Genomic DNA, 505 nt, shown 5'->3' with positions numbered 1-505 from the left:
GATTTTGTGCCCGCCGCCGATTTCTCGGTCATGCAGGCGCTGTTGCCGGCCTGCACGATGGTCGACGGCTCGGCCGTGCTCGACAGGTTGCGGGCCATCAAGTCGCCGCGCGAGATCGACCTGCTGCAGCAAGGCATCATCCTGTCGGAAGCCGGGCTGGAGCGGCTGCAGGTCGATGCGATGGCCGGCATGCGCCAGGCCGATCTCATTGCCCTCTACCGGCAAGGTGTCGCCACGGCCGCGTCCGGCCTGTCTCATCCGGTCCAAACTGCCGAATATGTGACGCTGGGCGCTCGGGCCAAAGATGCCGATGCGAAAGCGATGCCTGGCGATCCGCTGAAGTGCGACATGGTCTGCACGGTCGGCGGCTACGCCTCCGACATGTCGCGCAACTTCACCTTCGGGCCGCCATCCGCCGAGCAGGCCGAACTGCACGCCATTGCCGAGCGGGCCTTTGACGACGGGCTGGCGTCCCTTGTTGCGGGAACCACGCTCGCCCACGTGC

General features: G+C 66.7%; 1 protein-coding gene. It reads left to right on the top strand.

The genetic code is table 11. The features are described from left to right. On the top strand, positions 1 to 505 hold a 505-nt coding region (locus tag EOC94_RS33520), incomplete at both ends, for a M24 family metallopeptidase (RefSeq protein ID WP_148128465.1).

It is taken from the genome of Mesorhizobium sp. M6A.T.Ce.TU.016.01.1.1 (assembly GCF_003997065.1).
Taxonomy (GTDB): Bacteria; Pseudomonadota; Alphaproteobacteria; order Rhizobiales; family Rhizobiaceae; genus Mesorhizobium; species Mesorhizobium mediterraneum.
The sequence above is the reverse complement of the archived record's forward strand: the minus strand, read 5'-3'. Positions and strand labels throughout refer to the sequence as shown.